General features: G+C 65.6%; 19 protein-coding genes. 6 read left to right on the forward strand and 13 right to left on the reverse strand.

The window, feature by feature from the left end:
• Positions 1 to 2: 2 nt before the first annotated feature.
• Complete coding sequence (locus IN820_RS18560) at positions 3 to 545, reverse strand: sugar ABC transporter ATPase (protein WP_193682453.1); 543 nt, start codon at positions 543 to 545, stop codon at positions 3 to 5.
• Positions 546 to 669: 124 nt separating this feature from the next.
• Here IN820_RS18560 and xseA point away from each other — a divergent pair, with 124 nt between their 5' ends.
• From xseA to IN820_RS18580, 4 genes are all read left to right on the forward strand, one after another.
• Positions 670 to 2,046, forward strand: a complete 1,377-nt coding sequence (gene xseA, locus IN820_RS18565) for an exodeoxyribonuclease VII large subunit (protein WP_193682370.1) — start codon at positions 670 to 672, stop codon at positions 2,044 to 2,046.
• Positions 2,047 to 2,352: 306 nt separating this feature from the next.
• Positions 2,353 to 3,177, forward strand: a complete 825-nt coding sequence (locus IN820_RS18570; protein ID WP_193682371.1) for a M23 family metallopeptidase — start codon at positions 2,353 to 2,355, stop codon at positions 3,175 to 3,177.
• A gap of 18 nt (positions 3,178 to 3,195) precedes the next feature.
• Entirely contained in the window at positions 3,196 to 3,738 is a 543-nt protein-coding gene (locus tag IN820_RS18575) for a hydrolase (protein WP_193682372.1), read from the forward strand.
• 153 nt (positions 3,739 to 3,891) lie between these two features.
• Positions 3,892 to 5,187, forward strand: a complete 1,296-nt coding sequence (locus IN820_RS18580) for a mechanosensitive ion channel family protein (protein ID WP_193682373.1) — start codon at positions 3,892 to 3,894, stop codon at positions 5,185 to 5,187.
• 165 nt (positions 5,188 to 5,352) lie between these two features.
• On the opposite strand, the gene IN820_RS18585 is transcribed toward IN820_RS18580, so the two are convergent.
• Positions 5,353 to 7,542 carry a TonB-dependent copper receptor gene (locus tag IN820_RS18585; RefSeq protein ID WP_193682374.1) on the reverse strand — a complete coding sequence of 730 codons (2,190 nt, stop codon included), beginning with the start codon at positions 7,540 to 7,542 and terminating at the stop codon, positions 5,353 to 5,355.
• A 56-nt stretch (positions 7,543 to 7,598) separates the two neighbouring features.
• On the reverse strand, positions 7,599 to 7,973 hold the full coding sequence (locus IN820_RS18590; RefSeq protein WP_193682375.1) for a DUF2946 domain-containing protein: 375 nt from the start codon (positions 7,971 to 7,973) through the stop codon (positions 7,599 to 7,601).
• Positions 7,974 to 8,290: 317 nt separating this feature from the next.
• Between IN820_RS18590 and leuA the strand changes: the two genes are divergently transcribed.
• Together leuA and IN820_RS18600 are read left to right on the forward strand one after the other, a co-directional pair.
• On the forward strand, positions 8,291 to 9,961 hold the full coding sequence (leuA, locus tag IN820_RS18595) for a 2-isopropylmalate synthase (protein ID WP_193682376.1): 1,671 nt from the start codon (positions 8,291 to 8,293) through the stop codon (positions 9,959 to 9,961).
• Between the two features lie 454 nt (positions 9,962 to 10,415).
• Positions 10,416 to 11,471 (forward strand): NAD(P)-dependent alcohol dehydrogenase, encoded by a 1,056-nt coding sequence (locus tag IN820_RS18600; RefSeq protein WP_207793698.1) that lies wholly within the window; start codon positions 10,416 to 10,418, stop codon positions 11,469 to 11,471.
• Positions 11,472 to 11,861: 390 nt separating this feature from the next.
• Here IN820_RS18600 and IN820_RS18605 read toward each other — a convergent pair whose 3' ends face one another.
• The 10 genes from IN820_RS18605 to nifS all read right to left on the reverse strand — a co-directional run bounded on the left by IN820_RS18605 (position 11,862) and on the right by nifS (position 20,833).
• Positions 11,862 to 12,413 carry a glutathione peroxidase gene (locus tag IN820_RS18605; RefSeq protein ID WP_193682377.1) on the reverse strand — a complete coding sequence of 184 codons (552 nt, stop codon included), beginning with the start codon at positions 12,411 to 12,413 and terminating at the stop codon, positions 11,862 to 11,864.
• A 376-nt stretch (positions 12,414 to 12,789) separates the two neighbouring features.
• Positions 12,790 to 13,332, reverse strand: a complete 543-nt coding sequence (locus tag IN820_RS18610) for a flavodoxin (RefSeq protein WP_193682378.1) — start codon at positions 13,330 to 13,332, stop codon at positions 12,790 to 12,792.
• A 738-nt stretch (positions 13,333 to 14,070) separates the two neighbouring features.
• Positions 14,071 to 15,390: an ATP-dependent Clp protease ATP-binding subunit ClpX gene (clpX, locus tag IN820_RS18615; RefSeq protein WP_193682379.1), complete on the reverse strand. Its 1,320-nt coding sequence runs from the start codon at positions 15,388 to 15,390 to the stop codon at positions 14,071 to 14,073.
• Positions 15,383 to 16,264 carry a nitrogen fixation protein NifM gene (nifM, locus tag IN820_RS18620; RefSeq protein ID WP_193682380.1) on the reverse strand — a complete coding sequence of 294 codons (882 nt, stop codon included), beginning with the start codon at positions 16,262 to 16,264 and terminating at the stop codon, positions 15,383 to 15,385. Before nifM ends, clpX begins: the two co-directional genes overlap by 8 nt.
• Complete coding sequence (locus tag IN820_RS18625; protein WP_193682381.1) at positions 16,254 to 16,724, reverse strand: nitrogen fixation protein NifZ; 471 nt, start codon at positions 16,722 to 16,724, stop codon at positions 16,254 to 16,256. The genes nifM and IN820_RS18625 overlap by 11 nt, the downstream gene beginning before the upstream one ends.
• Positions 16,725 to 16,823: 99 nt before the next feature.
• A complete protein-coding gene (gene nifW, locus IN820_RS18630; RefSeq protein WP_193682382.1) occupies positions 16,824 to 17,159 on the reverse strand; it encodes a nitrogenase-stabilizing/protective protein NifW in 336 nt (111 codons plus the stop codon).
• Positions 17,156 to 17,695, reverse strand: a complete 540-nt coding sequence (locus IN820_RS18635) for a hypothetical protein (protein ID WP_193682383.1) — start codon at positions 17,693 to 17,695, stop codon at positions 17,156 to 17,158. Before IN820_RS18635 ends, nifW begins: the two co-directional genes overlap by 4 nt.
• Positions 17,696 to 17,706: 11 nt before the next feature.
• Positions 17,707 to 18,450, reverse strand: a complete 744-nt coding sequence (gene cysE / locus IN820_RS18640) for a serine O-acetyltransferase (protein ID WP_193682384.1) — start codon at positions 18,448 to 18,450, stop codon at positions 17,707 to 17,709.
• Positions 18,447 to 19,592, reverse strand: coding sequence for a homocitrate synthase (gene nifV / locus IN820_RS18645; protein WP_193682385.1), 1,146 nt, complete (start codon positions 19,590 to 19,592; stop codon positions 18,447 to 18,449). Before nifV ends, cysE begins: the two co-directional genes overlap by 4 nt.
• Positions 19,593 to 19,624: 32 nt before the next feature.
• Positions 19,625 to 20,833 carry a cysteine desulfurase NifS gene (nifS, locus tag IN820_RS18650; protein ID WP_193682386.1) on the reverse strand — a complete coding sequence of 403 codons (1,209 nt, stop codon included), beginning with the start codon at positions 20,831 to 20,833 and terminating at the stop codon, positions 19,625 to 19,627.
• Position 20,834 lies beyond the last annotated feature (1 nt).

Below are 20,834 nucleotides of genomic sequence, written 5' to 3' on the forward strand. Positions count from 1 at the left end.
GATTACTGCACCAGTCTGACGGCAAAACCCAGGCGTTCGCCGAATTGCTCGACGAACGACGGGAGCAGACCGGCTTCGGCCCAGCCATTGAAGATAAAGCCCAGGTTGGAAAAGCCACAGGGCTGCAGGAACAGGAAGCCGTTGATGTCGTCCTCGAAACCACACTCGGGGCAGGTGAAATTGTCGGTTTCCCCCGGCCACCACTCCTCCAGGCTCTCGAACAGCGGCACGCCCACTTCCTGGCGGCACCGTGGGCAGCCTGCTTCCTCCAAAAAATCGCCGGTCGGCGTATAGATGCAGCGCCGGGTGACGACCTCGAGACCGTTGATCGGCTCGCCGAACGGCAGCAGTTCCGGGCGCAGTACGACGTTGCGTGCCCCCGGCGCGATCGCATAGGCCATGCCGCTGGCACCGCGACCGCAGGTGGTCGGCAGCGCCTCGACGATCCGACGCTCGGCGAGCCAGCGCAGGATCAACCGCGCCCTGGCCTCATGCGCGGGAAAGGTGGAAATGCGCGGCACGATGATCGCTTGGCTGTGGCTCATGACGGCTCGGACGAAAGGCGAAAGGAAGCCGCGCAGCTTAATGCGCTGGCCGCGCAGGTCAATCGCGCCCGGTCGGAACCGCCAGCGGCGCTCTTCGCAGCCTTTTTCCCGTATCATCGCCGCCATGCTCAAAGATCCCTTCCAGCGCCTCAACCTCGATCGCGAGGTGCTCACCGTCAGCCAGCTCAACGGCCGCGCCCGCTTGCTGCTCGAGGACGTGTTCGCCCAGGTCTGGGTCGAAGGCGAGATATCCAATCTCGCCCGCCCGGCGTCCGGCCACGTCTACTTCACCCTCAAGGACAAGAACGCCCAGGTGCGCTGCGCGCTGTTCCGGCAGAACGCCGCGCGGGTGCGCCAGGCGTTGCGCGACGGCCTGGCGGTGCGGGTGCGCGGCAAGGTTTCGCTGTTCGAGGGCCGCGGCGATTACCAGCTCATTCTCGATTCGCTGGAACCGGCCGGCGATGGCGCGCTGCGTCTGGCCTTCGAGGCGCTGAAGGAAAAGCTCGCCGCCGAGGGCCTGTTCGCCGCCGAACGCAAGATCGCCCTGCCCGCCCATCCGCGACGCATCGGCATCGTCAGCTCGCCGACCGGCGCGGTGATCCGCGACATCATCTCGGTCTTCCGCCGCCGCGCGCCGCAGGTCGAACTGACCCTGATCCCCACGGCCGTGCAGGGCCGCGAAGCCACCGGGCAGATCGTCCGCGCCTTGCAGTTGGCCGACGCCCAGGGCTTCGATGCGTTGATCCTGGCCCGCGGCGGCGGCTCGCTGGAAGACCTCTGGTGCTTCAACGAGGAAGCCGTGGCCCGTGCGGTGGATGCCTGCGTGACGCCGATCGTCAGCGCCGTGGGTCACGAGACCGACGTATCGATCGCCGACTTCGTCGCCGACGTGCGCGCGCCGACGCCCTCGGCGGCCGCCGAGCTGCTGGCGCCCAGCAGCGCCGACCTCCAGCAGCGCCTGAGCGGCCTGCAGCAACGCCTGCTGCTGCGCATGCGCGACCGCCTGCACCGCGACGCCATGCGCCTGGAGAGCCTGACCCGGCGCCTGCGCCACCCCGGCGAGCGCCTGCAGCAGCAGGCCCAGCGCATCGACGATCTCGAACAACGCCTGCTGCGCGCCGTCGATCGTCGCCTGTGCAGCGGCCAGGAGCGCCTGGCCCGGCTGGAAACGCGCCTCGCCGCGCAGCATCCGGGGCGTACGCTGAAGCTGCTGCAGCAACGCCTGGAACACCTGTCCGGCCGCCTGCCGCGCGCCATGCAGGAATCGTTGAAAGGCCGGCGCCAGCACCTGCTGGGACTTGCGCAGACGCTCAACGTGGTCAGCCCGCTGGCCACCCTCGGCCGTGGCTACAGCATCCTGCTCGACGAACGCGGCCAGGCGATCCGCCGTGCCAGCCAGACGCATCCTGGCCAGCGCCTCACGGCCCGGCTCGGCGAAGGCGACCTGGAGGTCAGGGTGGAAGACAACCATCTCGAGCCGGTCACGCTGCCGCTGCTTTAAAGGCATCGCCGCGAGGGCGGGCAATCCACAGGGATGTGGTGAATGCCGCAAGCCCGCCGGGAGCGGGCGCGGCCTCTCACAAAAGCGGCAGGTGCACGCCGAACCCTGTGGGAGGCGCACCCTCGCGGCGATGCAGAGCGTAGGGAGGGTTGTAACCCCGCCAGTCGTGCCAGACGCCAACTCCGTATCGGCGGGTTGCACCCGCCCTATGATGCTTGAAGCTTGAAGCTTGAAGCTGCGACCCCGCCCCTTTCCCTCGTCAGGCGTTTACGCGAGGATGGGCCGTCCTTCCAAGCGGAACCGCTCATGCTACGCACCGTCACCCTGCTGCTGTCTCTCGCCTGCATCCTTCCCGTCCATGCCGAAGGCTTCATCACCCGCCTGTTGAACAAGCCGGTGCCGGGCGGGGTTGCGGTGATCGAACTCGGCAACGGCCCCACGCCGCCGCAGGTGCGCTACCAGGGCAAACCAGCGCTGGTGATCAAGGAAGACGGCAAGCGCTGGATCGCCATCGTCGGCATCCCGCTCACGGTCGGGCCCGGCGAGCAGCGGCTGGAGGTCGGCGAGCGCAGGCAGAGCTTCCATGTCCTGAGCCGCGAATACCGCGCGCAACACATCACGCTGAAGAACCAGCGCCAGGTCAATCCGAACCCGGACGACCTCAAGCGCATCGAGCGCGAACTGGACGAGCAGAGCCGTGCCTATCGCCAGTTCAGCCAGAGCCAGCCGAGCAACCTGCTGTTCGACCGCCCGGTGGACGGCCCGCTGTCGTCGCCGTTCGGCCTGCGCCGCTTCTTCAACGGCGAAGAGCGCAACCCGCATTCGGGACTGGACTTCGCCGCCAAGGCCGGCACGCCGATCAAGGCGCCGGCCGCCGGCACGGTGATCCTCACCGGCGATTACTTCTTCAATGGCAGGACGGTGTTCCTCGACCATGGCCAGGGGCTGATCAGCATGTTCTGCCACCTGTCCGAGATCGACGTGAACGTCGGCGATCGGCTCGGCCGCGGCGAAGCACTCGGCAAGGTCGGCGCCACCGGCCGCGCCACCGGGCCGCACCTGCACTGGAATGTCAGCCTCAACGACGTGCGCGTCGACCCTTCGATCTTCATCGGCGCGTTCAAGCCCTGAAACCACAAGGAGAAAAACATGCGTATCAGAGCCGAGGAATCGACCCTGCTCATCGTCGACATCCAGGAGCGCCTGCTGCCGGTCATCCAGGACAGCGAGGCGATGATCGAGCATACCGCCTGGCTGCAGCAGATCGCGCAGCGGGTCGGCGTGCCGGTGCTGATCACCGAACAGTACAGCAAGGGCCTGGGCCCGACCGTCGCGGTACTGCGTGATGGCGTCGACGAAACCGCCATTCTCGAGAAGCTGCACTTCTCCGCTGCCGGCGATGGCGAACTGTTCCAGCGCTCCGGTGGCGACCGAGCGCAGTTCGTGGTCTGCGGCTGCGAAACCCATGTCTGCGTATTGCAGACGGTGCTCGACCTGCTGCAACGCGGCAACGCCGTGTTCGTGGTCGAGGAGGCGGTCAGCTCGCGTCGCGCCTCGGACAAGGCGCTGGCGCTGGAACGCCTGCGCCAGGCCGGCGCGATGATCGTCTCGCGGGAAATGGTCGCCTTCGAATGGATGGAGCGGGCCGGTACCGAGCTGTTCAAGGCCGTCAGCCGCGAATTCATCCGCTGACCGGCGAATGACGGGCCCGAGGTGGGCCATGGCAGTGCAAATTTGTTAAGGTCCCGCGGCCTGGAGCTGTTGACGCTTCATCGCGGCTCGCGATGAAACGTCAACAGCCCTTAGGACGGACCCTCCCCGTCGAAGCCACCGAAGGAGCAACTCATGACGGAAGAACTGGCCGGCGGGCTGGACTGGCTCAGAGCTCACCCCGAACTGCAAACCCTGCTTGCCTGCGCGGCGCTGATCTTCGCCGCCTGGCTGTCCAACTGGATCGTCAAGCGCATTCTGGTGCGCGGCCTCTATCGCCTGCTGCGCCATGCCCGCGACGAGAAGCTGCAGGATTTCGGCGTCATCAAGCGCCTGTCCAACATCGTTCCGGCGCTGGTGCTGTCGATCGGCGTAGGTGCCGTACCGGGCCTGCCGGAAGCCGCGGTGACGGTGGTACGCAACGTCTGCGGCGGTTTCATCGTGCTGACCGTCGCCCTGGCCCTGGGCGCCGTACTGGACATCGTCAACCTGCTCTACCAGCGCCGTTCGGATGCCCGCCTGCATCCGATCAAGGGTTACCTGCAGGTGGTGAAGATCGTGCTCTACGCCATCGCCACCATCCTCATCATCGCCACGCTGATCGACCGCTCGCCGCTGATCCTGCTGTCCGGCCTCGGCGCCATGGCCGCGGTGCTGATGCTGATCTTCCAGGACACCCTGCTGTCGCTGGTGGCCAGCGTACAGATCACCTCCAACGACCTGATCCGCGTCGGCGACTGGGTGGAAATGCCGCAGCTCAATGCCGATGGCGACGTGATCGACATCGCGCTGCACACGGTGAAGATCCAGAACTGGGACAAGACCATCACCAGCATCCCGACCAAGCGCTTCATTTCCGACTCGTTCAAGAACTGGCGCGGCATGCAGGAATCCGGTGGACGGCGCATCAAGCGCAGCCTCTATCTGGACCAACAGAGCGTGCACTTTCTCGATGCCGAGGAGCGCAAGCGGCTGTATCGCTTCAGCCTGCTGGAGGATTATCTGGTCAACAAGCGCAAGGAGATCGACGCCTGGAACGCCCAACTCGCCGAGCGCGGCCAGGAGCCGGTCAATACCCGTCGGGTGACCAACATCGGCACGTTCAGGGCCTATGTGGAACACTATCTGCGCAGCCATCCGGGCATCCATCAGGGCATGACGCTGATGGTCAGGCAACTGAGCCCGACCGCGGACGGGCTGCCGCTGGAGATCTACTGCTTTACCAATACCGTGGCCTGGGCGCAGTACGAGGCGATCCAGTCGGACATCTTCGACCACCTGCTGGCGATCCTGCCGGAGTTCGGTCTGCGCGTGTTCCAGCACCCGAGCGGAGCGGACATGCGCGAGTGGCGCCAATCGCTGGAGCCGCACGACGCACCGGCATTGCACCGGTCGGCGGGGCATTCGGTGGAAATTGCCAGTCAATCGTAGGTTGGCGCTGAGGCACGAGGCATGGCGCGGCGCCGAGCGCTGCCCATTGCCTCACCCCTGAAGCCAGCGCCATGAGCCGCACCACAGCGCCCCGCGCCTCAGCGCCAACCTACGTCCGGAGTGGGGATGAGGTGGCATCCCCACTCTTGCAGCGGTTGCGCCGGATCAGAAGCTCATGTCGATGCGCGCCCAGTAGGTACGCCCCGGCTCGTTGACGCGGCTGGTGGCATCGAGCCCATAATCGGCGAACCCGGCGCTGCCGGCCAGGTTGAGGTGCTCGCTGTAGTTCTTGTCCAGCAGGTTGTCGACACCGGCGCTGAGCTTGAAGTGCTTGTTCAGCCGGTACGCGCCATTGACCGCCAGCACGCCGAACCCGGCGCTCTCGTCGAAGTCCTTGCCGACCACGGTGCCCTGGTTCTCGGCCACCCGGTTCTGCGCCGCGACCACACGCCAGAGCGCGCTGGTGCTCCAGTTGTCACGCTCGTAGGTGAGGCCCAGGCGCCCTTCCAGCGGCGGGATCTGCGGCATGGCGCGATCGTCAACGCGGTTCTCGCCCCAGGCGTAGGCCAGGCTGGCATCGCCCTTCCAGTTGGGGGTGAAGCGATAGCTCGCGCCCATCTCGGCACCGGCAATGGTGGCGTCGATGTTGCTGACCTCGGCGCGGATCATGTTGGGCATCGCCCCGGGCACATAGCTGAACAGGATGTAGTCCTCGACCACACCGGCGTAGGCGGACACCCAGGCTTCCAGCGGCCCCTTGGCATACTGCAGGCCGACATCGAGCTGCGTGGTCTTCTCCGGGCGTACCGTGTCGAACGGCTGTACGGTGCCGACCGGCCCCGGGTTGGAGACGAACAGTTCCCAGTAGTCGGGGAAGCGCTCGGCATGGCCGAGGCCGGCATACCAGGTCGCCGGCAGGCCGGCGAGCTCTTCCTCGTAGCGCACGAAGCCGCTGTACAGCGTGTCGCGGCGGGTTTCGCCGGCCGTGGGGTTGTCCCAGTCGCGCGAGACGATGGGCATGCTGGAGGTATCGTGGCTATTGAAGAACGCGCGCTGATCCTCGGCCTCGTGCAGGTCTATCCGCAGGCCGCTGACAATCTTCTGGGTCTCGCTCATGTCCCAGGTCAGCTCGCCGAACAGGCCATAGCTGTGCAACATGGCGTCCGGTACCCAGGGCAGCGCATCGCTGCCAGCCGCAGCGACCATCTGGTTGGCGGCGCCCGCCGGGCTCATCACCTTGCGGTGCTCGCTGCGTTGCGCGTCGACACCGGCCTTGAGTTCGACATCGGTCCACTGCCAGGTCCCGACCAGACGTCCGCCGAGCGTACGGCGATCCACTCGGGAAAGCGTCGGATTCGGCATCATCATCGAGGGCACGAAGTCGCGCAGGCTGTAGTTGTCCATGACGTGGTCGGCGTAGTTGTAGTAGACCTGCGCCTCCAGGCCGTAGAAGGTCTCGCCGATACTGGTCTTCTTGAAGCGCAATCCCAGGCTCTCGCGCTGGAACTGGCTGCCGTCCATGCCACGTCCGGCATAGCGTGCGTAACCATCACCACGGCCCGCGGTCAGCTCGACCAGGGTGTCGGCATCCGGCGTCCAGCCCAGGGCGACATCGGTGTTCCACTTGTCGTAGCGCGACGGCACGGTGTCGCCGTTGCCGTCATCGTAGTCGTCGGCCTGCGAGCTGTTGGCCATCAGCCGCGCGTAACCCTGGCTGTTGCCGGCGGCAGCATCGAGGTTGCGATCGAAGCGCCCGTTGGAGCCGGTCAACAGGCTGCCATTGAGGCGGTAGTCGGGTTCGCTGAACTGCTCCGGCTCACGTTCGAAGAGCACAGTGGCGGCCGAGGTGCCCGGTCCCCAGAGCACGGTCTGCGGCCCCTTGATCACCGTCAGCTTGTCGAAGGTGTCCGGGCTGATGTAGGAACTCGGCGAATCCATCCGGTTCGGACAGGCGCCGAGCATCTCGCCGCCGTTGCTGAGCAGCTTCAGCCGCGAGCCGAACATGCCACGGAACACCGGATCGCCGTTCACCCCGCCGTTGCGCACGGCGGAAAAGCCCGGAATGGTTTTCAGGTAATCGGCGCCATCGCTGGCCGGCACCGGCTGGCGCGGGATCTTCGGATCGGTTACCACAGTCAGCGGCGATTGCTGGGCAACGCCGGTGATGACCATCGGCACCAGTTCGACGGAGTCGGCGTGTTCGGCATGGCCGGTATGCTCGGCCGCCAGCGCGGAGCCGGCGAGTATCCCCAGCAGCGCGGCGTGGGCGAGTTGCCAGCGCAGGCGGGACGGTTGGATCGAAAAGCGTTCGGCCAGGCGCGAACGCGCCTTGTAGCCAGGTGTATTGCTGGACATGGGAATTTCCACTTTCTGATTGTCGTACAGCCACGCTCGGGCGGCTGGTCTGGAGCTCAGCAGTGGGAAGGCGGAGGTGCGCGGGGATGGCCGCTGCTGCGACGCAGGGTCGATAGCAGGGGCTTGTCGGGCAATGGCTGGAAATGGACCGGCTCATGCCGCGGCAGGGCCAGATCGACGGAAAGCGTGAGCGGCGGGTTGAGCGTCAGCAGCTCGCAATAGCCGCAGAGTTCCAGGGCGGCCAGCCAGGCCGGCTCGCCGGTCGTCGCCTGCCGATGATGACCATGGGCGGACGGCGAATGTTCATGCTCGGCATGCGGGTGATGATGCTCGCTCGCCGGAGCAGCGGACGCCTGGGCGGCCTGCAGCGCCGAATACAACGGGCCGACGTGGATCATCAGCATGGCGAACAGGCCAAGCCAGATGCTCATCGTCGATAGCCGTTTACGTGTCAACCGCTGTGTCCTTCACTAAACCGTGACCGCCCTGGGGGAAGTGCCGGGATGATCGCATGGCCACTTCGACCGCCACGCTGCGACATGAGGCCGCAATCGTGGCGAGCAAACAAGCCTCCGTTTTTGCCGGCATCTCAGCACCGAATGCCGCTTATTTTAGAATATTGGCGTTATTCACCATTTTTCTTGCAACTCTTGCACGAGCCAACCTGAAAGCAATAACTTCGCACCATAAGTCATTGATTCAGACGAGCAGAACAGCTGCTCGCTCAAGGAACGCTCGAGGAAACGCCATGACCATGCTCAAGAATCCATCGCAAAAATATCGCGCCTTTGCGGCCATCGACATTCCGGATCGCACCTGGCCGTCGAAGACCATCACCCAGGCGCCGATCTGGCTCAGCTCCGATCTGCGCGATGGCAACCAGTCGCTGATCGAGCCGATGGACGCCGAAAAGAAGATGCGCTTCTTCAAGACCCTGGTACAGGTGGGCGTGAAGGAGATCGAGGTGGGCTTCCCTTCCGCCTCGCAGACCGATTTCGACTTCGTCCGCGAGCTGATCGAGGGCGGCCACATCCCCGACGACGTCACCATCCAGGTGCTGACCCAGGCCCGTGAGGACCTGATCACCCGCACCTTCGAGTCGCTCGAGGGCGCCAAGCGGGCCATCGTCCACTACTACAACGCCACCGCGCCGAGCTTCCGCCGCATCGTCTTCAACCAGGACAGGGCCGGCGTGGTGGACATCGCGGTCAACGCGGCGCAGATCATCAAGCGCCTGGCCGCTGCCGCGCCGGAAACCGATTGGCGCTTCGAGTATTCGCCCGAGGTGTTCAGCTCCACCGAGACCGATTTCGCCGTCGAGGTGTGCAACGCGGTGATCGAGGTCTTCCAGCCGACGCCGGCACAGAAGCTCATCCTCAACCTGCCGGCGACCATCGAGGCGGCCACGCCGAACGTCTATGCCGACCAGATCGAATATTTCGGCCGCCACATCGCCCGGCGTGACAGCGTGCTGATCAGCCTGCACACCCATAACGACCGCGGCACCGGTGTGGCGGCGACCGAACTGGGCCTGATGGCCGGCGCCGATCGCGTCGAAGGCTGCCTGTTCGGCAACGGCGAGCGCACCGGCAACGTCGATCTGGTCACCGTGGCGTTGAACATGTACACCCAGGGCGTCGATCCGCAGCTGGATTTCTCGGACATCGACGCCGTGCGCAAGGTGGTCGAGGAATGCAACCAACTGCCGGTGCACCCGCGCCATCCCTATGTCGGCGATCTGGTGCATACCGCCTTCTCCGGCTCGCACCAGGATGCGATCCGCAAAGGCTTCGCCCAGCAGGACCCGAACGGCCTCTGGGAAGTCCCCTACCTGCCGATCGATCCAGCCGACATCGGCCGCAGCTACGAGGCGGTGATTCGTGTGAACAGCCAGTCCGGCAAGGGCGGCATTACCTTCCTGCTCGAGCAGGAGTACGGCATCAGCCTGCCGCGCCGCATGCAGATCGAGTTCAGCCAGGTCGTGCAGAAGGAAACCGACCGCCTCGGCCTGGAAATGACCGCCAGGCAGATCTACGCGCTGCTCGAAACCGAATACCTGCAGGCCACCGCGCCGTATACCCTCAAGGGCCATCGCCTGCAGGAGGAGAACGGCACCAGCGCGGTGGATGTGGAGGTCGCCGCCGACGGCGAGACCGCCCACTGGCGCGGTATCGGCAAGGGTCCGCTGGAGGCGCTGGTCGCCGCCTTGCCGGTCAAGCTGGAGATCATGGACTACCACGAGCACGCCATCGGCGCCGGCAGCAATGCCAGGGCCGCGGCCTATATCGAGGTGCGTCTGGACGGCGAGCGGCCGCTGCATGGCATCGGAATCGACGAGAACATCACCACTGCGAGCATTCGCGCCCTGTTCAGCGCGCTGAACCGCGCGCTGCGCGAAGCCGAGGCGAAGGCCGCCTGATCCTGCCGTAGGGCGCGCCGCTTCGGTATCGGCCGAGCGGCGGTGGCGAGAAGTTTCGCAGGAGCCTTCTCCCCTTATCCGGCACTGCCCGTAGGGTGGGCTTCAGCCCACCAAAGCCTGCCCCGGTGGGCTAAAGCCCACCCTACGGCGGCAGCCAAGGAACCAAGTGCTCCCGAGCCCGGTGGTGCACGCAGCGCACCCTACGAATGGGCGATCATTGGGTGTCAAGCGTCGCCTCCGCATGGGCTAGCGGCGGCAACCAAGTGAACCAATCCCCGGCCCAAAGCCTCCCAACTCGATACCGATCATCCAAGTCCCCCGGCCTCGCCACCCGCCTTGCGAACCCTTCCGGCAGGAACGCGTCAGGTATCGGCAGGATCGTGCAACCGCTCCCGTGAATATCGGTATTAGGCTTGAATTCTCCACCCCGAACATTCAATCCAAAGGAGCCGCCATGAGCAAGGCCATCGGTTATGCCGCCTTCGACCCGAACACCCCGCTCGCCCCCTATTCGTTTTCACGCCGCGCCGTCGGGGCGAACGACGTGCAGATCGACATTCTCTACTGCGGCGTCTGTCATTCGGACCTGCACACCGCCCGCAACGAATGGAACAACACGCTCTATCCCTCGGTTCCCGGTCACGAGATCATCGGCCGGGTCAGCGCGGTCGGTTCGGCCGTATCGCGCTTCAAGGTCGGCGACGTCGCCGGCGTCGGCTGCCTGGTCGACAGTTGCCGCAACTGCCCATCCTGCAGCGAAGGCCTCGAGCAGTATTGCGAGAACGGTTTCGTCGGCACCTACAACGGCCCTGCGTTCGGCGGCGGCGAGAACACCCTCGGCGGCTACTCCGACATCATCGTGGTGGACGAGAAATACGTGCTGCGCATCAGCCACACCGACAACCTGGCCGCCGTCGCGCCACTGCTCTGCGCCGGCATCACCACCTATTCGCCGCTGCGCCAGTGGAAGGTCGGCCCGGGACAGAAAGTCGGCGTGGTCGGCCTCGGCGGCCTCGGCCACATGGCGGTGAAAATCGCCAATGCCATGGGTGCGAAGGTCGTGCTGTTCACCACCTCGCCGGACAAGAAGGAAGACGCCCTGCGCCTCGGCGCCTCGCAAGTGGTGGTTTCGAAGAACAAGGACGAGATGGCCGCGCACGCCAACAGCTTCGACTTCATCCTCAACACCGTTGCCGCCCCGCACGACCTGGACGCCTTCCTCAATCTGCTCAAGCGCGACGCCACCATGACGCTGGTGGGCGCCCCCGCCTCACCGCACCCGTCGCCCAGCGTGTTCGGGCTGATCTTCAAGCGCCGGCGGATCGCCGGGTCGCTGATCGGCGGCATCGCGGAGACCCAGGAGATGCTCGACTTCTGTGCCGAACACGGCATCGTCTCGGACATCGAGATGATTTCCATGCAGGACATCAACGAGGCCTACGAACGCATGCTCAAGAGTGATGTGAAGTACCGCTTCGTCATCGACATGGCGACGCTGAAGGCCGCCTGAGCAGCGGAGTGTGCAGCCTTGCTGGCGATGCCGTTGAATGGCCATCGCCAGCAAGACGGCTCTCATCAAACATAAAATAACGCTTTGTTTTGATTGGATAAATTTTAGAGATTTAGCCAGTTTGCAGGGTGGGCAACGGCGAAGCCTTGCCCACGCGTCTGCCGGGTATGAACGCGGATTATCCTTTTGCCCCACCGGTAGGAGCCCGCTTGCGGACGGCCGGCCGCAACGCCGATGATCGCCGGCAAGGACTCGGCGTCCCCGGGCTCCTACGGGCGCGGTGTGCACAGGTGGCTTTCTCGGGGCTGCATCCTGTTTGCTGCGCGACAGCGCTGCGACGAAGACGCGCAGGCGCCTCCTACAATTATGACCGCCGGTAGCGCCGGGGCTTTATTCAGGTTGCAAAGCCTTTTCCACCGCCGCGACCAGCGCCGGATCATCCGGCTTGACCTTGCTGGAAAAATGCGCGATCACCCGCCCTTTCCGATCCACCACGTACTTGTAGAAATTCCAGCGCGGCGCCTGCCCGGCCTGTTCGGCCAACTGGCGAAACAGCGGCGTGGCATCTCGCCCGCGCACCGGCTGGGTCTGGGTCATGGTGAAGGTCACGCCGTAGTTCACGTAGCAGACCTCGGCCGTCTCGGCCTCGTCGTCCGACTCCTGGAAGAAATCGTCCGACGGCACGCCCAGCACCTCAAGGCCATCGTCCCGGTAGCGCTGATAGAGGGCTTCGAGCCCCTTGAACTGGGGCGTGTAGCCGCAGTGGCTGGCCGTATTGACCACTACCAGCGCCTTGCCCTGGAAGGCCTGGCAGAGATCGACGCGCTCCTTCGAGCGCAGCTTGGGCAATTCGTGCTGTAGCAACGCCGGGCATTCGCTGGCCGCTGCCGGTATTACCGGCAAGGCGAACGCAAGCAGGGCAATCAACGTGCAAACCTTCATGGCGAGTCTCCATCGTCGGTTTGCAGTCACGCTACTCCGCCCACGGTCGCCGGGCAACGGCTCATGCGAGCCCGTGAAACGTTGGGCATCGCCTTCATGTGAGTTGGGCTTCGACGCTGCGCGTCTCGACCCGATCACCCCGTCGACATCCAACTGTTGAGTCGGGGCGCGCAGCCTGGGCACAGCCAAGCCCAACGCACGGTCACAACCAAGCCAAGCCCCCAACGGGACGGGTGCCAAGCGTTACCTTCGTGTGAGCTGGGCTTCGACGCTACGCGTTTCAGCGGAACGCCGTCCGATCCAACCTACCATCCCCGCCGACATCGTTGGTTCGGCGGGGCCGCCTGGGTTGAGCGTAGCGAAGCCCAACGCATGGTCACAGCGGCAAGTCGAATGCCGGAGCGATCTGCCGCAGCCAGGCGTCCAACCGCTCTTCGGTGAGGTTGCTCTGGTTGTCCAGGTCCAGCGCCAGACCGACGAACTTGCCGTCCACCACCGCTTGCGAATGGGTGAATTCGTAGCCCGTGGTCGGCCACTCCCCTACCAGGGTGGCGCCGCGCTCGCTGAAGAATTCGTGCAATTCGCCCATGGCGTCGAGAAACTCGTCGGCATAGCCGACCTGGTCGCCGAGACCGAAGATCGCCACGGTCTTGCCGGTGAAATCCAACCCCTCGATCTGCGGCAGGAATTCCTCCCAGCTCTCGTTCTCGCAGTCCGCGCTCAACCCAGGGAGCAGCCCCTCGCCCAGGGTCGGCGTGCCGAGGATCAGGTGCGAATAGGCGGCGAAATCCTCTGCGCTCGTGCGGTTGACATTGAGCGGATCAGCCAGGGTGTCGTCGTCGAAGCGCTTCTTGATCATCTTGGCGACCTTGCGCGTCTTGCCCGTGTTGCTGCCGAAGAAAAGTCCGATCCTGGCCATCACGCCACCTCATTGCTATTGGATGAATGTGCACCTCGCCGGGTCCGCGCCCGCTCGGCAAAGACTTCATAGCAGGAAGCACGCCAGCCGCTTTTCTAGTGTAAGTAGCTGAAAATAAATAGTTTTTATAGAATCCTTCTGTCGCAAACCACACAAGCCGGCTGCCGACAGCCGCTTGCCGCTGTCGGCAATGCGACATTGGGGCAGTTGATCCGCCAAACGCCGCCTCGCCCCGTTCGTGACGAAACGGGAACGGCCTCTGGGCACCGCCGCTGCGCTGAGACGCACCGGGCTTTTTTAGTTTGGGTTGACCGCGAAGCGGCGAAGCCCAACACATGCCACTGCATCGGCTGCCCCATCGCTCGCCGGGCTTCGCTGCGCTCAACCAACCGACTGTTTTCGTCGCGACCGCGTGGCTTGCAGCTTGCGGATGAATCTCGACAGCCCCAGAGTCTCTCACGCATCCGGCGTCGGTTTCGTAGGGTGGGCAACGGCGAAACCTTGCCCACGCGTCTGCCGGGTATGAACGCGGATTATCCTTTTGCCCCACCGCTAGGAGCCCGATCGGCCGCAACGCCGATGATCGCCGGCAAGGACTCGGCGTCTCCCCGAGCTCCTACGGGCGCGGTGTGCACAGGTGGCTTTCTCGGGGTTGCCCCCTCTTTGCTGCCCGACAGTGCGGCATCGAAGACACGCAGGCGCCTCCTACAGTGCGTGCGTTCCATGGTTGACGTAACACTAGCCATCCACCACCACCAGCTGGGCACGCTGCGCGGAGGCCGCAGCCGCTCGGCTGTCGGCAGGTTGCGCCTCGGCGTGCTCGTCGAACTGCCTGAGCACCACCAGTTCGCTGCCCTCCTCGTCGAGGTCGAGCAGGCAACTGCGCAGTTGCGGCTGCGCCGGCATCTCGAACATGGTGCGCTGCAGCGCACCTTCCATGACCGCGCGCAACCCGCGCGCGCCGGTACCGCGTAGCAGCGCCAGGTCGGCGATATGGCTGAGCGCCGCCGGGCTGAACTCCAGCTTCACGCCCTGGTAGGCGAACAACTGCTGGTATTGCTTGACCAGCGCATTACGCGGCTCGCTGAGAATGCGCAGCAACGTCGCGTGATCCAGCTCACGGAGAAAGGTGATGATCGGAAAACGGCCGATGAATTCGGGGATCAGCCCGAACTCATGGAGATCATCCGGCAGCAACGCCGCCAGCAGCTCGTTGATCGAAGGTGTCTGCTGCTGCGGCCGCGCATGGAAGCCGATCGCGCTGCCGCGCGGATGCACGCGGCTGCCGACCAGGGTTTCCAGGCCCGGAAAGGCACCGCCGGCGATGAACAGGATGTTGCGGGTATCCACCACCTGCTCCTCGCCGTGTTCGCCGCGCCGACCGCCCTTGCCGATGCGCACCTCGCTGCCCTCGACCAGCTTGAGCAATGCCTGCTGTACGCCTTCGCCGGAAATGTCGCGCACCGCCGTGCCGCCCCCGCCACGCCGCGCCAGCTTGTCCACCTCGTCGATATAGACGATGCCCCATTGCGCCTTCTGCACGTCGCCGCCAGCGGCGTCCAGCAGGCGGGCGATGATGCTGTCGACATCATCCCCGACATAGCCGGCCTGGGTCAGTGTGGTGGCATCGGCCGAGGCGAAGGGCACGCCGAGAATGCGCGCCAGGGTGCGTACCAGCAGCGTCTTGCCGGTGCCGGACGGGCCGGCCATGAGGATGTTGGATTTTTCCAGCTCGACCGACCCGCCCAGCTGGCAGACCGGCTCGCGGGTGCAGTTGAGCAGGCGCAGGTAATGGTTGTAGACCGCCACCGCCAGGGTTTCCTTGGCCGCGTCCTGGCCGATCACCGACTCGTCGAGGTGCTGCATGTAGGCCGCCGGGGTGAGCAGTTGCGGAGCCAGTTGCTGGGCCTTGCGCCGCTGCCCCCAACTGGTCACCACCTGGTGGGCGAGCTTGACACAGGCCTCGCAGATGCGCCCTTCGTTACCCGCGATCAGGGGGACCGACGGCGATTTCTCCGCACCACAGAATGAACAGCAGGGCTTGTCGATATCAGTCATGGGCCAGCGTCTCCACGAAGGTTGGGGCGGACTGCAGCAAGCCGGCCAGCCATGCTCGCTGGTGCCGCTCGTATTGGCGGGCGCGGAGCTTCTCGCGCAGGTGCGGCAGCACCTCCTGCAACGTCAGCTGGCCGGCCGGATGGATCGCCTCGCAGAACACCAGGTGAAAGCCCATCGGCGTCTCCACCACCGGCCCGATCTCGCCTTCACGCAGGACGAACAGGCAGGCTTCGATCTGCGGATAGAGCACGCCGGGGCGGACCAGACCGAGGTTTCCGCCTTCCATGGCCGAGGGGCATTCGGAGTGCTTCAGCGCCTGCTCGGCGAAACGCTGCGGCTTGCGCCGCAGGCGCTCGGCGATCAGGTTGATGCGGCTCCAGGCACTGGCCCGGCTGTTCTCCGGAAAATCCTCGTTGATGGTGATCAGGATGTGCCGCGCCAGCCGCGTGGCGGGCCGCATGAAACGCTCCGGATGATTGAAGTAGTACAGGCTGACATCCGTGTCGGTGATTTCCGGCAGCCCGGCGCAGACCCGCTGCAGCACCGTCTCGACCTTGAGCTCGCGGGCCAGCAGCTGGCGCAGCCCGGCTTCGTCCAGGCCGCTGTCGAGCAGCGCCTTGCGCAGCGCGAGCGGGTCCTCGTAGCGGGCGGCGATCTGCGCCCAGGCTTCGTCGACCTGCTCGTCCGGGATCACCACGCCGCAGGCCTCGGCGCTGTGCAGCACGGCATCCTCCAGCTGCAACTGGCGACCGACGATGCGCTCGGCCTGCTCGCGCTGCGGCGTGCTGAGGGCGGCCGGGGCACAACCGAAGCGCTCGTGGGCGATCTTCAGCAACTGGTAGCGGACGCCGTTGGCGACGGGATCAATGCTCATGCTCGCCTCCCGTTTGCGCGTCGGCCCAGGCCAGGCTCTCCTCGGGCACCTGCAACACCCGGCCATCGCCGAAATACACGTGGTACTGGATGCCGCCAGGCAGGTCGCGCAGCACCTTCTCGATGCTGCCGGCGCGGCCCTGCTCCACCACCACCTCGCCGCGCACGGCAAGGCTGCGGGTGGCGATCACCTGGTCGCGGAATTCGAAGAGGTTGGGTATCCAGGGCGCCGATGCGGGAATCAGCTCCTCCTCGCGGCAGCCCACCGTGCAACCCTGATCGAGGAAATGCACGCGGTAGATCAACTGATCCTGCAGGTAGGTGCCGACGTCGTAGACGCAGCCCACCGCGCCGCGGCGCATCAGCAGGGCGCCGGTGTCCTTGCCAGGGTAGGTGCCGTCGTTGCGCACGTTGCGGATCAGCCTTACGGCCTGGCCATATTCGTAGAGCGGCAGGCTCATGGCGCTCACCTCCTGCGGTCAGAGCTTGAGAAAAACTCGAACGCAGTCGAGGGCGTTCGGTAGCGGTCGCAGTAGATGGGAAAAGGTTTTCCCACGCGTTCAGCCCAGCAGTTGATCGATGGGCACGAAGGTCGTCTGCGGTTCGTGCATGTGGAAGACCTTGAAGACCTTCTCGGTCTGCGCGTCGGAGACGACGAAGTCCTCGTAGGCACGGCCCAGCAACTGGCGATAGACCGTATGCCGCACCTCGTCCGTCAGGTGCTCGATGTCACCGGCCTGGCACAGGTAGTCGTGATAGCGCTGCATGATGTGCAGGCGGTTGACCTGTACCACGGACGGCACGAAGGGCACGCCGAAGAAGTTCAGGAAGTCCTCGGCGGACACCAGCTCTTCCAGCGCCTCGTCCAGCGTCATATCGGCGGCTTGTTCGTTCATGGGCGTGTCTCCACGGTGGCGGCAGGGGGAAAGGTGAAAATGGCGGCACTGTTGGCCGCCAGTACGTCGAGCAGCAGGCGCGCGCCGAGGCGGTTGTCCGCATCGAGCTCGGCGACCTTGCTCAGCATCGCCTTGCCCTGGCCGAACAGACCCAGGCGCAAGCTCAGGTAGCCGGCGCCCTTGAGCGCCAGCAGATGAAAACGCAGCAGGCCGATTGCCTGGGGCGCCACGCGCGCCAGGCAATCGGCATCGAGTTCGCTCCAGGCCGTGGGCAGTCCCAGACGGGGCGAGACCACTTCCAGTACCTGCGCGGCGATGCGCAGGGCATCGGCATGGCGATGCTGGTAGAAATAGAACCGGTAGAGCCCGACCAGCACGCTGAGGTCGCTCGGTGCCAGCGCATGCGCCGCCAGCAGCGGCTGCTCCGCCGTGCCGGCGGCGTACTGCGCGGCGGCTTCGACCAGCAGCGCCGCGACGCGCGGCAGGCGCGGCTCGTCGAAATACAGGCCGGTGCCGTCGAAATCCTGCAGGTCCATGGCGCGCTCCGTCACTGACCGGCCACGGCCGGGCAATCGTTTTCACACAGGCTGTTGTCCGGCTGGCAACTCTGGTAGCGCCGCTGCTGGCTGCCTGTGGCGACCAGGCCACCCTGCTCCACCTGCTTCTCCAGACTGTCCAGGCGCTCCAGCAGGCAGGCGATGGCCTTGCCCACCGGGTCGGGGATCAGGTGATGATCGAGATCGATACCATGCGCGTTGGGCCGGCCGGCTTCGCGCAGGCGCACCACCTTGCCGGGGATGCCGACCACCGTGCAGCCGTCCGGCACGTCCTGCACCACCACCGAATTGGCGCCGACCCGGGCATTGGCACCGATGCTGATCGGCCCGAGGATCTTCGCCCCGGCGCCAACCAGCACGCCGTCGCCCAGGGTCGGATGACGCTTGCCCTTGCGCCAGCTGGTGCCGCCCAGGGTCACGCCGTGATAGAGGGTGACGTCGTCGCCGATCTCGGCGGTCTCGCCGATCACCACGCCGGCACCATGGTCGATGAAGAAACGCGCGCCGATGCGGGCGCCGGGGTGGATATCGACGTTGCTCAGCAACCGTCCGAAAAAGCCCAGCAGACGCGCCGCATAGTGCCACTCGCGACACCAGAGGCGATGCGCGAGGCGATAGAGCATGATCGCGTGCACGCCCGGATAGGTGGTCAGCACCTCCAGCGTGGAACGTGCGGCGGGGTCGCGCTGGAACACGCAGCGCACGTCGTCGCGGCATTCGCGGTACAGGCTCATGCGGCACCCCCGGCCAGGGCCAGGCCCTGTTCGCACAGTTGCTGGTAGAAGCCCTGCAGGTCGCTGCTCTGCGGGCTGCGCTTGGTCTGCGTGGAGAAGCGACGGATACAGCCCAGCAGCGCCCGGCTTTGCCACTGCTGCAGCTCGATGCCCAGTTCGCGGTAACTCAGCTCGACCATGTGCGCGCCGGAATGCTTGCCCAGCACCAGACTGTGGCTGCGCCCGAGTTCGTCGGGATTGAGCCCTTCGTAGTTGCGCCGGTGCTTGAGCAGCCCATCGACGTGGATGCCCGCCTCGTGGGTGAACACTCCGGCACCGACCACGCTTTTCTGCCAGGCCACCTGGCGCCCGGAGGCCTGCTCCACCAACGCCGAGATCGAGGGAATGCCACGCACGTCGATGCCGCAATCGATGCCATGCAGGTGCTTGAGCGCCAGCGCGCACTCCTCCAGCGCGGCGTTGCCGGCCCGCTCGCCGAGGCCGTTGACCGTGGTATTGATATGGGTGGCGCCGCCCCTGACCGCCGCCAGGGTGTTGGCCGTGGCCAGGCCGAAGTCGTCGTGGGCATGGACTTCCAGCTCGAGGTCCAGGCGCTCGGCGAGAAAACGGAAGCGCTCGTACATGGCGAACGGCTCCATCACACCCACCGTGTCGGCGAAGCGCAACCGCCGAGCACCGGCGGCCTGGGCGACTTCCGCGACGCGGACGATGAATTCCGCATCGGCGCGCGAGGCATCCTCGCAGCCCAGGCATACCTCCAGGCCGGCATTGCGCGCCGCCTCCACCAGCCGGCCGACCTCTGCCAGGGCCCATTCGCGATCGCGGTCGAGCTTGTGCCTGAGCATCAGATCGGAAACCGGCAGTGACAGGTCGACCATGCCCACGCCCGTGCCACAGGCGGCCAGCAGGTCCGTGTCGCACAGCCGGCACCAGGCCAGCAGCCGTACCGGCAGGGCGAGCCCGGCGATGGCACGCATCACCTCGCACTCCTCCTCGCCCATGCTCGGGATGCCGATTTCCAGCTCCGGCACGCCGAGTTGCGCCAGGGCGCGGGCAATGGCGATCTTCTCCTCGGCGCTGAAGGCGACCCCGGCGCTCTGTTCGCCGTCACGCAGGGTGGTGTCGTCGATCACGATGGACATGCGGAACCTCCTCGGCCATGGCCGCGCGACAATCAGGCGTAAACCGGTGCGAACGAATCGCCCACTTCCTCGGCCGGACCGTTGCCGCTCCAGTAGGGCGACAGCTTGCGCAGCTGGGCGATGATCGGCGGCACCTCACGGATCACGTAGTCGATCTGTTCCTCGGTGGTGTAGCGCGACAGCGAGAAGCGCACGCTGCCGTGGGCCGCCGTGTAGGGAATGTCCATCGCGCGCATCACGTGGGAGGGTTCCAGCGAACCGGAGGTGCAGGCCGAACCGCTGGAGGCGGCGATGCCGACCTTGTTCAGCAGCAGCAGGATGGCCTCGCCCTCGATGTATTCGAAGGCGATGTTGGCGGTGTTCGGCAAGCGATTGTCCGGGTCGCCGGTGACGAAGGCATACGGCACCGCGGCGAGGATGCCGGCCTCGAGCTTGTCGCGCAGGCGCCTGACCTCGGTGTTCTCATGCGCCATGAAGGCCAGTGCACGCTCGGCGGCCACGCCCAGGCCGACGATGGACGCCGCATTCTCGGTGCCGGCGCGCCGACCGCGCTCCTGGTGGCCGCCGCGCAGCAGCGGACGAAAGCGCGTGCCGCGGCGCAGATAGAGCACGCCGACGCCCTTGGGGGCATGCAGTTTGTGCCCGGACAGCGAGAGCATGTGGATGGCGCTGTCCTTCAGGTTCATCGGCACCTTGCCGACCGCCTGCACCGCATCGGTGTGGAACATGATCCCGGCATCGTCGGCCATCTGCGCCATCCGCTCCACCGGGAACAGCGTGCCGGTCTCATTGTTGGCCCACATCACCGAGACGATGGCCACGTCGTCGTCGAGCAGCGCGGCGTACTCATCCAGGTCCAGGCGGCCTTTCTTGTCCACCTTGAGCTTGTGCACGGTATAGCCGTCCTCGGCCAGGTAGTCGCACAGGCTGAGGATGGCCGGATGTTCGACCACCGTGGTGATGAGGGTCTTGCGCTCGGGCTGGGCCTTGAGCGCCGAGAGAATCGCGGTGGAGTCCGCCTCGGTGCCACAGGAGGTGAATACGATCTCCGAGTCGTACTCGGCGCCGATCAGCCGCTGCACGCTCTGGCGTGCCTTCTTCAGCGCCATGCCGACCTGATTGCCGAAGCTGTGCATCGACGACGGGTTGCCGAACTGTTCGGTGAAGAACGGCAGCATGGCCTGCACCACTTCATCATCGACGCGGGTGGTCGCGTTATTGTCGAGGTATATGCCGTTCATC

This window comes from Pseudomonas lopnurensis (assembly GCF_015070855.1).
Taxonomy (GTDB): Bacteria; Pseudomonadota; Gammaproteobacteria; order Pseudomonadales; family Pseudomonadaceae; genus Stutzerimonas; species Stutzerimonas lopnurensis.

Excerpts from the sequence above, each read along its gene's own strand:
- nifV (WP_193682385.1), bottom strand. The coding sequence starts at position 19,592 with ATGTCCATCGTGATCGACGACACCACCCTGCGTGACGGCGAACAGAGC.
- IN820_RS18585 (WP_193682374.1), bottom strand. The coding sequence starts at position 7,542 with ATGTCCAGCAATACACCTGGCTACAAGGCGCGTTCGCGCCTGGCCGAA.
- nifW (WP_193682382.1), bottom strand. The coding sequence starts at position 17,159 with ATGAACGAACAAGCCGCCGATATGACGCTGGACGAGGCGCTGGAAGAG.
- nifS (WP_193682386.1), bottom strand. The coding sequence starts at position 20,833 with ATGAACGGCATATACCTCGACAATAACGCGACCACCCGCGTCGATGAT.
- clpX (WP_193682379.1), bottom strand. The coding sequence starts at position 15,390 with ATGACTGATATCGACAAGCCCTGCTGTTCATTCTGTGGTGCGGAGAAA.
- IN820_RS18590 (WP_193682375.1), bottom strand. The coding sequence starts at position 7,973 with ATGAGCATCTGGCTTGGCCTGTTCGCCATGCTGATGATCCACGTCGGC.
- leuA (WP_193682376.1), top strand. The coding sequence starts at position 8,291 with ATGACCATGCTCAAGAATCCATCGCAAAAATATCGCGCCTTTGCGGCC.
- IN820_RS18580 (WP_193682373.1), top strand. The coding sequence starts at position 3,892 with ATGACGGAAGAACTGGCCGGCGGGCTGGACTGGCTCAGAGCTCACCCC.
- cysE (WP_193682384.1), bottom strand. The coding sequence starts at position 18,450 with ATGAGCCTGTACCGCGAATGCCGCGACGACGTGCGCTGCGTGTTCCAG.
- xseA (WP_193682370.1), top strand. The coding sequence starts at position 670 with ATGCTCAAAGATCCCTTCCAGCGCCTCAACCTCGATCGCGAGGTGCTC.
- IN820_RS18570 (WP_193682371.1), top strand. The coding sequence starts at position 2,353 with ATGCTACGCACCGTCACCCTGCTGCTGTCTCTCGCCTGCATCCTTCCC.
- IN820_RS18625 (WP_193682381.1), bottom strand. The coding sequence starts at position 16,724 with ATGAGCCTGCCGCTCTACGAATATGGCCAGGCCGTAAGGCTGATCCGC.
- IN820_RS18575 (WP_193682372.1), top strand. The coding sequence starts at position 3,196 with ATGCGTATCAGAGCCGAGGAATCGACCCTGCTCATCGTCGACATCCAG.
- IN820_RS18560 (WP_193682453.1), bottom strand. The coding sequence starts at position 545 with ATGAGCCACAGCCAAGCGATCATCGTGCCGCGCATTTCCACCTTTCCC.
- IN820_RS18610 (WP_193682378.1), bottom strand. The coding sequence starts at position 13,332 with ATGGCCAGGATCGGACTTTTCTTCGGCAGCAACACGGGCAAGACGCGC.
- IN820_RS18600 (WP_207793698.1), top strand. The coding sequence starts at position 10,416 with ATGAGCAAGGCCATCGGTTATGCCGCCTTCGACCCGAACACCCCGCTC.
- nifM (WP_193682380.1), bottom strand. The coding sequence starts at position 16,264 with ATGAGCATTGATCCCGTCGCCAACGGCGTCCGCTACCAGTTGCTGAAG.
- IN820_RS18635 (WP_193682383.1), bottom strand. The coding sequence starts at position 17,695 with ATGGACCTGCAGGATTTCGACGGCACCGGCCTGTATTTCGACGAGCCG.
- IN820_RS18605 (WP_193682377.1), bottom strand. The coding sequence starts at position 12,413 with ATGAAGGTTTGCACGTTGATTGCCCTGCTTGCGTTCGCCTTGCCGGTA.